8 protein-coding genes and 1 pseudogene are annotated in these 11,254 nt (G+C 50.4%); 3 read left to right on the forward strand and 6 right to left on the reverse strand.

Annotated features, from left to right (window positions below):
* Positions 1–102: 102 nt before the first annotated feature.
* The 3 genes from LZ11_RS02440 (at position 103) to LZ11_RS02450 (ending at position 3,001) form a co-directional block, all read left to right on the forward strand.
* Positions 103–1,035, forward strand: a complete 933-nt coding sequence (locus LZ11_RS02440) for a prenyltransferase (RefSeq protein WP_148866310.1) — start codon at positions 103–105, stop codon at positions 1,033–1,035.
* A gap of 92 nt (positions 1,036–1,127) precedes the next feature.
* Positions 1,128–1,946 (forward strand): FMN-binding protein, encoded by an 819-nt coding sequence (locus tag LZ11_RS02445; protein WP_148866312.1) that lies wholly within the window; start codon positions 1,128–1,130, stop codon positions 1,944–1,946.
* Positions 1,947–2,029: 83 nt separating this feature from the next.
* A complete protein-coding gene (locus LZ11_RS02450) occupies positions 2,030–3,001 on the forward strand; it encodes a polyprenyl synthetase family protein (RefSeq protein WP_148866314.1) in 972 nt (323 codons plus the stop codon).
* Here LZ11_RS02450 and LZ11_RS02455 read toward each other — a convergent pair.
* From LZ11_RS02455 to LZ11_RS02480, 6 genes and pseudogenes are all read right to left on the reverse strand, one after another.
* Complete coding sequence (locus LZ11_RS02455) at positions 2,969–4,723, reverse strand: FAD-dependent oxidoreductase (protein ID WP_148866315.1); 1,755 nt, start codon at positions 4,721–4,723, stop codon at positions 2,969–2,971. The two genes, LZ11_RS02450 and LZ11_RS02455, sit on opposite strands and share 33 nt — an antisense overlap.
* A gap of 155 nt (positions 4,724–4,878) precedes the next feature.
* Positions 4,879–5,748: pseudogene (locus tag LZ11_RS12975) on the reverse strand (carbohydrate ABC transporter permease).
* An 11-nt stretch (positions 5,749–5,759) separates the two neighbouring features.
* The gene (locus LZ11_RS02465) at positions 5,760–6,623 is read right to left on the reverse strand and encodes an ABC transporter permease subunit (RefSeq protein WP_148866370.1); all 864 of its coding nucleotides are present in this window, start codon (positions 6,621–6,623) and stop codon (positions 5,760–5,762) included.
* 66 nt (positions 6,624–6,689) lie between these two features.
* Complete coding sequence (locus LZ11_RS02470) at positions 6,690–7,943, reverse strand: ABC transporter substrate-binding protein (protein ID WP_148866317.1); 1,254 nt, start codon at positions 7,941–7,943, stop codon at positions 6,690–6,692.
* On the reverse strand, positions 7,940–10,003 hold the full coding sequence (locus LZ11_RS02475) for an amylo-alpha-1,6-glucosidase (RefSeq protein WP_170240263.1): 2,064 nt from the start codon (positions 10,001–10,003) through the stop codon (positions 7,940–7,942). Before LZ11_RS02475 ends, LZ11_RS02470 begins: the two co-directional genes overlap by 4 nt.
* Before the next feature lie 88 nt (positions 10,004–10,091).
* A complete protein-coding gene (locus LZ11_RS02480) occupies positions 10,092–11,183 on the reverse strand; it encodes a LacI family DNA-binding transcriptional regulator (RefSeq protein ID WP_246110679.1) in 1,092 nt (363 codons plus the stop codon).
* Positions 11,184–11,254 lie beyond the last annotated feature (71 nt).

An 11,254-nucleotide genomic window follows, 5' to 3' on the forward strand; every position in this document is an offset into this window, starting at 1 on the left:
ACCGGGATCACATCGTTGAAAATTGTCAATATATTGACAGGATGCCAGAACTTGTTTTATATTAAACTCGAAAAAACTATTCTTCCGGGAAAGGAGGATATCATGTTTAACGAAAACCGTATCCGAATCTGGCGTGGCTTCTGGCAGCTCGCCGATCCTAAAATATGGATCGCCTCAACGGTTCCGATGGCCGTCGCTGCCGCCCTTGCCTATGGTCTCGAGGGAAAGTTTAACCTGTACTGGTTCTTTTGGAGTTTGCTTGGGGTATACCTAATCGAAATAGGAAAAAACGCGGTAAACGAATTTGTGGACTACGAATCCGGCGTAGACACATACGTTACGCCTGACAAAAGAACCCCTTTCAGCGGCGGGAAAAAAGTCATAGTCGACGGAATACTGAGCCTATCGGAAGTCAAGGTAATCGCAACTGTTACCATGATTATTGCAGGTCTCGTTGGCATTTATGTCGTCTTTGCGAGAGAACCCGAGGTATTATGGATAGGCGTTGCCGGTTTCGTTATTGCCGTATTTTACAGCCTGCCGCCTGCAAAACTCTGCTACAGGGGTTTCGGCGAATTCGCTGTGGGTCTTACCTTCGGCCCCCTCGTGCTGTGCGGAACCTACCTGGTCCAGACTCATAATATCTCCCTTGAGGCCGTCCTGTCCTCATTAATTCTAGGGTTGCTCATCGCTAACGTCCTCTGGATCAACCAGTTCCCCGACTACGAAGCGGACCTGAGGGGCCAAAAGAGAAACTGGGTGGTGAGGATGGGCAAAAAAAAGGCTACCACCGTGTTTGCCGCACTTTTTATTGCGGCGTTCGCCCTGAGTGCCGTACTCGCTTTCATCGCAGGCAACCCCTTTTTCCTATTGCCGCTATCCGCCTTTCCCCTTGCCAGACGTGCCGTTGATGTCGCAAGGCGGTACTACGACGATATTCCCAGGCTTATAGAAGCCAATGCAAAAACGGTCCAGGCATACCAGCTCACAGGTCTAACACTGATGATAGGGGCATTGTTAAACAAATTTTTATAATATTTCAGAAGAAGGATTTTTGCTTCTTGTGTATAATATATTATATAGAGTAGTTAAACAAATAAACATACTCATAATCAGGGGGGAAGTTTATGAAAAAATTACTCGTCCTAACACTGGTACTTGTCCTGGTCGTAGCTCTTGTAGCCGGCTGCAGCTCCCAAAACTCACAGCAGCAACAGCAGCCGCAGGAGCAGCAGAATCAGCAAAGTGAGCAGCCGCAGCAGACAGCACTGAAGGACGGCACCTACTACGCGGAAAACAAAGAGTTCGATGACCATGGCTGGAAGGGTCTTGTGACCGTGATTGTGAAAGATGGAAAAATAACAAACGTGTTCTACGATGAAATCAACCAGGAAGGCAAGCTGAAGAGCTTCGATCCAGAATACGGTCCCAGGATGAAGGAGAAATCCGGCATCACACCGCTGGAAGCCTATCCGAAACTGGAGCAGGCCCTGGTCGAAAAGCAGAAGCCCGAAGATGTAGACGCGGTAGCTGGCGCCACGCACTCGTCGGACAGCTTCAAGAACCTGGCAGCCGAAGCGCTGAAAGGTTCACCAGTTGAAGCCAAAGACGGGCTGAAGAATGGCCTTTACAAGGCAGCGGAAGCCGACTTTGACGACCACGGCTGGAAAGCCATAGCCGCAGTAATTGTAAAAGACGGCAAAATCCAGTCTGCATTTTTCGATGAGGTCAACAAGGACGACGGCCGTTACAAGTTAACCGACCAGGAGTACGCCAAGAATATGGAAGCAAAATCGGGTACTACTCCCGCAAAAGCGGTTGAAGCCCTTACAAAGTCCCTCATAGAAAAGCAGAATGTCGAACAGGTAGATGCAGTGACGGGTGCCACCGGAACGACCGCCAAGTACAAGGATTTAATGACAAAAGCCCTTTCTCTGGCAAAATAATAGCCGGAAAAAGGAAATTCGAAGGGCATACACTAGGGTATGCCCTTTCTTTTATAATTTATATAGAAAGAGTGAAGTTTCGCATGGCAAGATTCGATTTTTACCGGGAAATCTCTCATGAAATGTCCTGCCTGGAGGAAGAACTTCTCGCATCGGTAAAGACAAAAGAAACTTTTCTCTCGGAACCCCTGGAAAGGACTATAAGGGCTGGCGGCAAGAGGATAAGGCCCGCCCTGGTGTACCTTTCAGCCAGATTCGGCGATTACGACTATGAAAGAATCAAACCCCTTGCGGTGGCCGTGGAGCTGGTACATACAGCTACATTGATCCACGATGACATCGTCGACGATTCCCCCCTGAGGCGGGGCACCTCAACGGTACAGGCTGCTATTGGAAAGGACGCGGCGGTCTACGCTGGAGACTACGTGCTTGCCAGGGCTTTCAAGATGCTCGTAGACCACGGCGATTTCGACATTTTAAAGTCCGTATCCAGTGTACTCTACAGAGTATGCGAGGGTGAAGTGCGTCAGAAAAGGGAGGCCTTCGATCTCACCATAAGCTTTTTAGATTACGCCCGGCGCATACGGAAAAAAACCGCCCTTCTCTTCGCCATCAGCTGTGAACTGGGTGCAAGAGGAGCAAAAGCCGACCCTCACACCGTATCTAGCCTGAAAAAATACGGTATGATGCTGGGGATGGCTTTTCAGGTAATGGACGACATCCTGGATCTGACGGAAGACGAAAACCGGAGCGGAAAGCCAAAGGGAAATGACATAAAAGAAGGGGTAATCACTTTACCCCTCCTGTACGCCCTGAATAATAAATCTACTGAACGGGAACTACGGGAGCTTCTATCGGATAAAAACCGGATAGACGAAAGCACAATCAATACTATAATCAAAATAGTAAAGGAATCGGGCGGTATAGAATACGCCCGGCATATAGCCGGGCGTTACGTGAAAAAATCCAAGGAACAATTATCAGTCCTTGAAGACATCCCCGCCAGGAGTTCTCTCATGCTCTTAGCCGACTACGTCGTGGAAAGAACCGGGTAGCGCCGCTTTCTGGCCTCCCCCTCTGACAATCCTCTTAATAAACCTGGAGATCCAGGGGATCACCCAGCGGTCGAGCCCGAAGGAATGGCCTGCGCCCGAGAAGCACACCGCCAGCGACACCATAAAGAACCACATATCCCCCGAACCGGAGATCATGAAATTGAGCAGCATGAAGAGCGATCCCAGTGAAGCCAGCGATGTAAACAGACCTAAGAGGAGGCACGTGCCAATTGCCAGCTCGCTCAACGTTATTACCGTCTGGAAAAACAGCGCGTGGGGGAATATGAATTTTTCAACAAACCAGGCGTACCATTCCGGCGTATTCGGCCCTATCGGGCTCGTAGACGCCCCCGCTACCAGCTTATCCCCTGCCGCCAGCCATCCGGCGTGTACCTTTTCAATACCCGAAACCAGCCACCTGTAGCCCAGGTAGACCCTCAGTATGGCCAGCCATACCATGCTGGTGCTAACGCCTATATTCTCCACCACGAAGGATTTCCCACGGTTTTTCCGGAAGAACTGATGCCCTATATATTCCCTTACGAACCCCAGGCCACCAACGCCGAAGAGATAGTGCATATCAGCCGCATGTTTGATGAAAGTAGCTATAAAGCCGGTAAGTTTACGTCCCATGACCTCGGCTACGCAGTACCTTTCGCCTATTGAGACCATATTGCCGTGGAGGTTGAGCTTGAGAGCCTTCTTGGGCTTGCCGGTAATATCGGCAGCAATGTTATGCGCCGCACACTCGCCGGACTGCATCGCAGATTCCACCAGCGCCGGCATGACGAAATTCTTTTCATCCACGTAAAAGCTTACGTCTCCTATCGCGTATATGCCTTTTTCGCTGGTCTCAAGGTATTCATTGACCTTTATCCTGCCCCGGCCGCCGGTCTCAAGCCCCAGCTTTTCGGCGATGGCGTTCCCCCTTACACCGCCGGTCCATATAAGAGTATGGGTTTTTATCTTTTCCCCGGTTTTAAGGGTTAAGCCATCGGGCTCAACGCTGACAATGGGAGAATTCAAGATTATTTTCACGCCATTCCTTTCGAGATAAGAAGTCGCTTTTTTAATGAGCTCTTCGGACAGGTTGGGAAGGATTTTGGGCAGGGCTTCCACTACCATCAGCGAAACTTCATTGCGGTCGATGCCGTACTCCCTGCACAGGTCTTCCACCCACTCCACCAGTTCTCCTACCATCTCGATCCCGGTAAATCCACCGCCGCCCACGACAAAAGTGAGATATTCACGCCTTCTTTTTTCATCGGCCTCATACCTGGCCTTTTCGAACATCTCTACCACGCGCTGCTTAATCCTCAACGCATCTTCGAAAGACCAGAGTGTAAAGGCGTTTTCTTTCATGCCGGGAATGCCGAAGTACTCCGGTTCGCTGCCGCAAGCGATTATCAGGTAGTCGAAGGTATAATCCGCCTTCCTGCCCCTCAGGGTCCTGGTCTTCAAATCGGCATCGTGGATTTCATCTACTACCAGCGTAACCCCGGTCCCCTCCAGAGCTTTCTCCAGCGAATATAGCACTCCTTCCGGTTTTACCCTGTTGCCGGCGACCAGGTGAAGTTCCGTCAGGTAAACCTGATAAGGGGATCTGTTTATAAGGTAGATCTCTACGTCGTCTCGCTTGGCCAGAAGCTTGTTAAGCTTTTGGGCCGCCGTCAGCCCTCCAAATCCACCTCCCAGTACCAGAATTCGCTTTTTATCCGCCATTCAAATTCCCCCCATCTTAAAAAAATTGCTGTAATTATTAAAAATGTAAAATCGTTTGATTCAATTCTATAATACAACGTAACGGGACTTTTGACAAGAGAAAATGATTACTAGTGCTACAGAGCTGTAAAAAGGTGCAAATAAACAAACTTTTTTTATTTAAGTCCAGTAGTAGATATTCCTTTGACAAACTGCTTCTGGAATATCAAGAAAACCAGTATAGTCGGCAACGTCAGAAGCAGGGCGCCCGCCATAACCTGGTTCCAGAACTGGTAGTACTGATGGTAGAAGGAGTTGAGGCCCACCGGCAGGGTGTACATCTTCTCGCTGGAAGTGAGCAGGCTGGGCCATAGGAAACTATTCCAGTTACCGGTGAACATGAAGATAAACTGGGTGGCCAGGGCGGGTTTAGCCAAGGGAAGGGCTATCTTGAAGAATATGCCCCAGCGTGACATTCCGTCGATGACGGCCGCCTCTTCCAGTTCCTTCGGAAGGGATAGGAAGAATTGCCGCATCAGGAATATACCGAAGTTGCTGGTGAGAAACGGGATCGTAAGCCCCATGTAGGTGTTGATCCACCCAAGCTGCGAAATGATGATATAAGTAGGCACCATGACCACCTGGCCGGGGATCATCATCTAAGCCAGCACCAGCATGAACAGGAAATTTCGTCCGGGGAAGTTTATCCGGGCCAGGGCGTACCCGGCCATGGAGTTGAAGAGGATGTTGCCGGTGGTAACGATCAGGGCCACTAGGAAGCTATTAAAAAACCACCGCCCAAAGGGGAATTGCGTCAGGATCATCTTGTAGTTATCCAGCGTCAGCATACTTATATTTACGGCAAACTTGTCTATCTCGCTGGTGGGCTTCAGCGACGTTATCACCGACCAGATAAAGGGGCCCAGGGTTATTACGGCGTAAAGGATGAGCACCGCGTAAAGCAAGATTTTCGGTGATAACTTCTTAACCCCAACTCTTGGTAAGCCCGTTTCTACCTTTGTCTGAACTTTTACTTCATTTTCCATTTCCCCACCCCCTAACTCGTCTCTTCCCGGAAGATTTTCCTCTGGATGAGCGTGAGTATAAGTATTATGATAAACAGCACAAAGGCGGCCGCCGAGGCGTAGCCCATGTTGAACTCCCGGAAGCCCTGCCGATAAATAAACAGCACCACAGTCATGGTGGCGTTTAACGGGCCGCCTTCCCCTCGCGAAACCACGTAGGCCTGGTCGAACACCTGGAAGGTGCCTATGAGGGATATAATCAGGTTAAAAAATACCACCGGCCTCAGCACGGGCAGGGTGATATAAAAAAACCTCTGGATACCGCTTGCTCCGTCCACTTCCGCGGCTTCGTAGAGTTCCGCCGGTATGTCCTGCAACCCCGCCAGAAACACCACCATATAGGTGCCGACCGAAGACCATATGGCCATCATCATGATGGACGGCAGAGCAAACCTGACGCTGTTGAACCACACCGGCCCCTGGATGCCGAATTTGGCCAGGATCGTATTCACCAGTCCGTCGGCTTTGAAAAGGTAGAGGAATATCACCGCTACAGCCACCGGTGAGGTCACGGTGGGTATATAGTACGCCAGGCGGAAGAACGTCCTCCCCTTTATCTTCTGATCGAGAATTACGGCCAGGATCAGGGCGATGGCAAGCTGCACCGGCGTCACTATACTGGAGTACAGCGCCGTGTTCAGGAGGGCGCGGCGAAAGACCGGATCCCTGAACAGTTGAACATAGTTTTTAAAGCCCACCCAGGTGGCGGCTTCGGGGTTTAAAAAAGAAAAATTCTTGAAACTGATGATAAAGGCGAAAATGAGCGGGCCCAACAGGAATACCGAAATGGAGACTATGAAGGGCATCATGAAAGTGTACCCTGCAATCATCTCCATCACATGCTTTCTTCTCAAAATATACCACCTCGCCTAATAAGGAGCAGCACCGTAAGGTGCTGCTCCTTACTGCTGTAAGGCTTTCTGGGCTTTTTCCAGAGCTTCCTTTGCGCTGTTTACCTGTTTCATGATAACGGCCTCGCAGGCTTTGTTGGCCTCATCCACCAGCTTCTGGCCCACGAGCCCGTACTGGAAAGGTACCGAGTAGGAGGCGCTGTCGACGAAGGGAGCCCTCTCCGGATAGGTTTCCTTGAATCTGGCCATCATTGATTTCCTCGAGGGCAGGGCGAGCCCCGATTCGACCACGTACTTCTGGCCTTCCTGACTGGTGAGGAAGTTAAGGAGCTGGAACGCCTCTTCTTTGTGCTGGCTGTTCCTGTTCATGACGTAAGCTACCGTGAAAGCCATAGTCGCCCTTTGCTTTCCAGCGGGAAGTTCGGCCATGCCGTATTTCAGGTCCGGAGCTTTGTCTTTAAGGAAGGGGATCATCCAACCGCCTTCGATTGCCATCGCCGCCTTGCCCTCGGCAAAGGCATCGCCGTTCCATCCTACTCCCAGATTCTGAGGCGTATCGGCCGCCTTGTCCCTTAATATAAGGTCAGTGTAAAATTGTAGGGCCTCGATGTTTTCGGGAAGGTCGAGGGTAGGCTTGCCGTCCTTGAAAACGGTGCCGCCGTTCTGGTTTACAAAAACCTGGTACCTGGCAAGTTCATTGTTCAGGACTATACCCTTCACTTTGTCTTTGGTGAGCTTTGTGGCGTACTGCCTTAACTCTTCCCAGGTCCTGAGCGGTTCGGAAAGACCTGCTTGTTCGAACATGTCCTTGTTGTAAAACAGCACCAGGGTGTTAAAGTCCTTGGGCAAACCGTATACCTTGCCTTCCCATTTGAAAGCCTCCAGCAGCGCGGGCTCGAAATCCTCTATGTCGATGTTGTACTTCGTTATGTACTCGTCCAGTGGTTCCAGCACGCCCGCAGACATGAGTTGCGGAGCCGGCATGCTGTCCAGGTAGAAGATGTCGGGTGCTGTCTTTGAAGCGATCAGGGTCTGCATCTTCTGCATGTAGTCGCCGACTATGGTCTCTATCTGCACGTCGATGTTGGGATGCTTTTCTTTAAAAGCAGCGAGCTGATCCTCAACTATTTTTTTCTCTGCGGGGGATGAAGACCATATACCAACCTTAAGCGTTACCTTCTCCTCTGTTTTTTGTTCCTGCGTCTGGGCCTCTCCTCCTGTATTCTGGGGCTTGCTCGAACAGCCGGCGATAAGGGTTATTATTAAAATCGAAACTAAAACTATACTGAAGATCTTCCCCTTCATTGTCTTCCCCTCTCCTTCATGATAATCTTAATACCCTTAGACCGCAAAATTTCCAGCATTACGTCATCCCCTAACCTGTAAACCACAAAGTCAACGGGTTCACCTCCTATCAGCATTTCCCTTATCTCGATATGCTTTATATCCTCCGGCAATGCTGGATTCAACTCAACATACTTTTTGGCGGCGTCGACCCGCATTCCCAGCATCGCCTGAAGCAGAGCAATGGGTGTAGCGGCAGCCCAAGCCTGCGGTGAACACGCCACAGGGTACCTCACCGGACCGCCGTCCTCCCTGATAAACCCGCAGAAAAGCTCCGGCAGCCTGTAGTACTCAAAATACTTAGAAGCGGCTATCATTCCGTTAATTAATTTCTTAAGGTGCTCCTTGAAGCCATACCTGGCGAGTCCCAGAGCGATCAGTGAATTGTCGTGGGGCCATACCGAACCGTTGTGATAACTCGCGGGATTGTAGGCGGCCTCTCTGCTGCTCATGGTTCTTATTCCCCATCCGGAAAAAAGTTCGTCGCTCAAAAGCCTGTCGGCCACGTATGCTGCTTTTTCGTATTCCAGCATGCCGGACCACAGGCAGTGCCCGGGGTTTGAGGTCACGGAATCTACCTTCCTTTTCTCCCTGTCTAAGGCCTCGGCGATGTACTTTTTGTCCTCCATCCAGAATGCCCGGTGAAATCTTTCTTTCAAATCGGCGGCTTTTTTTAATAATCCGGCCGCCTTTTTTTCTTTCCCCAGCTCTCCGTAAATCCGTGCCATCCTCATAAAGGCGTCATAGGCATAGCCCTGAATTTCCGCCAGTGCTATGGGAGGATCGGCCAACCGGCCGTCGCCGAAGACCACCGAATCTTTCGAATCCTTCCATCCCTGATTGACCAGGCCGCTCTCTGCATCCCTTATGTATTCAAGAAAACAATCTCCGTCCCTGTCTCCGTATTCCTCCATCCACTCCAGGGCCTTTTCGGCGGCCGGAAAGAGCTCATTGAGAAATCCTTTGTCCCCGGTCCAGTTGTAGTATTCCGAAAGCAGGATGAGGAACAGCGGTGTGGCATCCAGGGTGCCGTAGTAAGGCCCGAAAGGCACCTCTTTAGTATTCACCAGCTCTCCCTGCCTGAGCTCGTGCATTATCTTGCCGGGCTCTTCGTCGCTCCATGCGTCTACCTTTTGCCCCTGGTATTTTGCCATGGTCCTCAGCGTACCCCGGGCAATTTCCGTATTAGCGAGGAGGGCCTGGATCCCCGTTATGATGCTGTCCCTGCCGAAGGGCACCGCAAACCAGGGGATACCGGCTACGGCCACCGGCCCTTCTCCGAAATCGCTCAGCAGCATTCGCAGGTCTGCCAGGGATCTCCTGTAGAGGTTGTTGAATTGACAACTGTCCGTGAGAACCTTTGTACAGCAGCCAAACCACAAATCGTAGCTTTCGCAGATAGCTTTAAAATCTTCCTCGAAGTCGGATGTTATATAATTTTCTGAACTAGTTTCGCCAGCGTGTACGCATACGTAAAGGTCAAAGCTCTCTTTGGGACCCAGCTCTACCTTAAAACCCACCCTGCCGTCTTCCAGAGAGGATATATTCCGGCTGAACGTTATCACTGTCGTTCTGAGGACGTTGTCGGAACCGGCGTATCTCAAGATTATCTTTCTCGGTTCCACAATGGAGGCAAGCTTTTTGCCCGCGCTCCTCCTTCCGGCAAACCCCCTCACCTCAAACATATGCTTGAAATCCGCATCAAGCTCGATCGTGAGAAAAAGCTCTGAGGTCCTTAAACCGTAATTTGTCATCCGTATTCTCTCGTTGAAAGTGTTTTTATAGACGTAGGATTTCCTGGCAATAATCACTTCATTTTTTTCATCGGCAAGATACACTTCTTTAAAATAATTTCTATCGGCACTGGCCGATAAAAACACCGGCTTTTTCCCGTTTATCTTGAGTTCGTACTTCGACAAGTAACGGGTATCCTGGTAAAACATGCCCAGGGTCGACTCTTCTATGTCCCCCGATTCGCTGGTTATGACAAAAACTCCGTCTTCTTTTATAACTTTATACAAAACCATCACCCTCGCTTATCTGCTTATTTTACTGCAAAATCCGGCTAAAGCTGGTACAGCCCGGCGCATACCGCTCGATCCACGGCCTTTAAGACGCGGATTCATTGCTTCGCTCCCCCGGGTTCTGCTGGACTGCGGCATCCGTGCAGTGTCCCGCTCTCCGCGTATCCTGCAGGTAGAGCCGGGTTGACTGGCGGACAACGAGCCTGTGAGGTATCACCGCATGCCTGGGTTTTTCCCCCCTAATAATCGACAGCAGAAGTTCAGCAGCCTTATACCCTATCCTGTACTTCTCCTGCCTTATCGTGGTGAGGTTCGGGGTTATTAAGGTGGAGAGCTCTATGTCGTCAAATCCCACTATCGAGATCTCATCCGGGACCTTTTTTCCCATCTCCCCGGCAGCCTTGAGAGCTCCCACAGCCATCAGGTCTGAGGCGCAAAAGACAGCAGTGATCTGAGGAACCTCCCGAAGCAGCTTTTTAAAAGCCTCGGCTCCGCTCTGCTGGGTGTAATCCCCGTACGCCACATATCGTTCGTCATACGGGATTCCGTAATGTTCCAGAGCTTTCCTGTATCCTTCCAGTCTTTCAATACTGACGGCGGCGTCTTTATGCCCATTTATAAGCCCGATCTTCCTGTGTCCCAGCTGCACAAGGTAATTTACCGCATCAAAAGCCCCCTTGACGTTGTCGGAGCTCACATACCCCACCCTTTCGGTGAGGATGGGTATGTCTATCAGTACCGTGGGAATATCGGTGCTTTTAATCTGCTCGATGTAAGGGTCGCTCAGTTTTAAGCCCTGCACTATGGTGCCGTCTACCTTTCGCTCCTTGCACAGCCTTTCGTAGGAAGTTTTTCCCTGGGATTCGGGGTCTACTGTGAAGAGTATGATATCGTAACCCGACCTGTGAAGAGCCGCCTTTATACCCGACAGCACCTCCAGAAAAAAGGGGTGGTAAACCCCCGGCTTTATTATTTCGGACACAACCAGGCCTACCGTATTTGTCTTTTTCATCACCAGCCCCCTTGCTATAGAGTTGGGGGTGTAATTCAGCTCTTCCGCTATCTTCTTTATCTTTTGCCTGGTTGCTTCGCTCACATCCGAATACCCGTTGAGCGCCCTGGAAACGGTCGTTACCGATACGCCGGCGAGCCGTGCTATATCCTTTATAGTCGGCATTCTATCACTTCCCAAAACGTTTTGGATCCAATTAAATTATAGGATATTAAGTAAAGACAGTCAATTGAAAA

The sequence above is a fragment of the Thermosediminibacter litoriperuensis genome (assembly GCF_008124715.1).
Lineage (GTDB): Bacteria > Bacillota > Thermosediminibacteria > Thermosediminibacterales > Thermosediminibacteraceae > Thermosediminibacter > Thermosediminibacter litoriperuensis.

Bases quoted from the DNA above. Each gene is read 5' to 3' on its own strand.
- LZ11_RS02440 (WP_148866310.1), top strand. From the start codon at position 103: ATGTTTAACGAAAACCGTATCCGAATCTGGCGTGGCTTCTGGCAGCTC.
- LZ11_RS02445 (WP_148866312.1), top strand. From the start codon at position 1,128: ATGAAAAAATTACTCGTCCTAACACTGGTACTTGTCCTGGTCGTAGCT.
- LZ11_RS02450 (WP_148866314.1), top strand. From the start codon at position 2,030: ATGGCAAGATTCGATTTTTACCGGGAAATCTCTCATGAAATGTCCTGC.
- LZ11_RS02455 (WP_148866315.1), bottom strand. From the start codon at position 4,723: ATGGCGGATAAAAAGCGAATTCTGGTACTGGGAGGTGGATTTGGAGGG.
- LZ11_RS02465 (WP_148866370.1), bottom strand. From the start codon at position 6,623: ATGGAGATGATTGCAGGGTACACTTTCATGATGCCCTTCATAGTCTCC.
- LZ11_RS02470 (WP_148866317.1), bottom strand. From the start codon at position 7,943: ATGAAGGGGAAGATCTTCAGTATAGTTTTAGTTTCGATTTTAATAATA.
- LZ11_RS02480 (WP_246110679.1), bottom strand. From the start codon at position 11,183: ATGCCGACTATAAAGGATATAGCACGGCTCGCCGGCGTATCGGTAACG.